This is a genomic window from Psychromonas sp. Urea-02u-13, from assembly GCF_002835995.1.
In the GTDB taxonomy this organism is placed as follows: Bacteria; Pseudomonadota; Gammaproteobacteria; order Enterobacterales; family Psychromonadaceae; genus Psychromonas.
In genome coordinates, this window is sequence record NZ_PJBZ01000175.1 from 1 (window position 1) to 2,226 (window position 2,226).

General features: G+C 34.4%; 3 protein-coding genes. All 3 read left to right on the top strand.

Annotated features, from left to right (window positions below):
* The coding region (locus tag CXF74_RS21110) for a DUF4145 domain-containing protein (RefSeq protein ID WP_232772612.1) at positions 1-441 on the top strand (441 nt) is incomplete at its 5' end.
* A 99-nt stretch (positions 442-540) separates the two neighbouring features.
* Positions 541-1,338: a hypothetical protein gene (locus tag CXF74_RS21115; protein ID WP_101084582.1), complete on the top strand. Its 798-nt coding sequence runs from the start codon at positions 541-543 to the stop codon at positions 1,336-1,338.
* 117 nt (positions 1,339-1,455) lie between these two features.
* The gene (locus CXF74_RS21120) at positions 1,456-2,208 is read left to right on the top strand and encodes an RES family NAD+ phosphorylase (RefSeq protein WP_157822509.1); all 753 of its coding nucleotides are present in this window, start codon (positions 1,456-1,458) and stop codon (positions 2,206-2,208) included.
* Positions 2,209-2,226: the final 18 nt, after the last annotated feature.

Here is a 2,226-nt window from a genome sequence, read left to right on the forward strand (position 1 = left end):
CAATATATGGAGCATCATTTGAAATCGGATTACATGTTGCAAGTGGCAAAAGAAATTGGAGTTGTCAAAGATAACCCTCGTTTACTTATAATTGTCTCCCATTCATTTGTCGAAATGATGATAAAAACATTGCTAGAGCATCATGTTCCAGGTTTATTTTTAAAAAATCATAATCAGCGTTTAGAGAAACTTAAAAAAGAAGCTGTTATAGATGAGTTTCAATTTGAATTATATGACTGGTTTAGAGAGTTAAGAAATGATGCTGTTCATACGCCACTCTTTAATCTAAAGGACTCAGATTTTGAAAGGTTGAGTGGTTTAGTAAAAAAAGAACAACTTGGTGTTGATTGCTTCCATAGTTTTTCTTTAAAATTAATTACAGAGTTATGGAATAAAAATTTAGACGCACTCGGATCAGAGTACTTAAGTAAATATTGCTAACAAGTCATTTAAACGGAATAAAAACAGTTGGCCATCGCTTCGCGATTATAGCCAACCATTTTTATCCGCTTAATGAGGCGTTATGCCTAAAGGTTTGATATGAATGATTTCCTTGAAGAAACGGATTCTTGGGCAAGTGCTGGCGAAAGGTGGCGTTGTCCTGGTTGTGCAAGAAAAAGAGATGAATGTGAAATAACAACAGAAACAGGAAAAAAATTACGCTGGTTAGTTTATCACCATGATCACATGCGTGACTATGTGAAACATTTTATTATGAGTGAATATGGCAGTTTTCTTGAGCCTATTGAAGACAAAGTTTTAAAAAGCGAAATCTGGAAACAGATGGATCTTCTTAAGATATTTATTGTTAGATTTGAACCAACTTTGATTTGTTTAGATTGTAACGAAGTTGAAGGTAAGTTAAAAAAAACTCTCGGTTGTGATAAGTTTTTTTCGTTTCATCATCTTGAAATAAAAAGAGCAATAATGAAATGTCCAAATGAAAGGCATATGTACTTAGATGAACATGCTCCGTTTTTTAAAAAAATATACGAACAAAATTTCGAACGACTAGTTTCATATAGAAAATCAATTATTGAAGCAGTGGTTAAACGAGCTTATGAACGCGATATGGCGTGGGGGGGACCTATGAATTTTGCAAGTATATTTACAGAGCATGAACTTGCAATTGATTATCCTCCATTCTATTCAAATTTATTAATAAAAGCAGGTTTAGAAAAAGGAGAGCCTGTTTTGCAAGGTTTTCCTTGGACTGATGAACAAAAAGAAAATGTAAAAAAACTTCATGCTAATGGGTTAAGTCATCAAGAAATTGCAGTTAAAGTTGGCAGGACAAAATTTACAATAATGAAAAAATTGGAAGAATGGGGCATATAGGCATAACAAGGCGTTTAAACGGAACAAAAACAGTGGGTTACGTTTCGCTTCGCTACACATTATAACCCACAATTTTTGTCCGCTTAACGCGGCGTTATGTGTAAAAAGGAGTTTCGTATGTCATTTAATTCTTGGCAAAGCTATTGGAAGTTCTCAAGAAAGATCACAAGTGATACCCGGTACATCTATGATGATGAAACCAGCAATTTTATAAATGAAGTTTTGCGAACGAGCGACTCCAGAAAAAAAACATTAAAAACGGGTCACAAGTTATGGCGATCTCAAATTGGAAGTGAAATTCGAACTATATGCAATGATGATGGCATTGAAATTGGGGAAGAAACTGTACCATACCCTAAAAATCGTATGTACCCACTAGAGTGTTCCGCAAATGAAGGAAGAGTAAATCCAAAAGGTATTCCGTATATCTATTTAGCGACAGATTGGGAAACATCAATGAGTGAGTGTCGCCCATGGATAGGAATGAATCTATCGGTAGGTCAATTTATCGTAACTAAAAATCTAAATGTTGTAGATTGTTCAGAAAATCATTCAACCAATCCACTGTACTTTGACTTAAAAAAAGGCATATACGAGCCTAATTCAGAAGAAAGAGAAAAAGCCGTTTGGGCGCATATAGATAAAGCGTTTTCCATGCCAATAAACACCAATGAAACTCAAGCTCATTATGTTCCAACACAGGTTATTGCTGAAGCATTTAAAACACATGGATATGATGGAATCATTTACAAAAGCATGCTTGGAAAAGGTTTCAATATTGCACTGTTTAATATGAAAAGTGTTGATATGGAAAAACGTAGTGTATTTGAGGTTAAAACTCTAGATATCACGTATTCCCAAACATCCTAAGTATCGAGTACAATACAC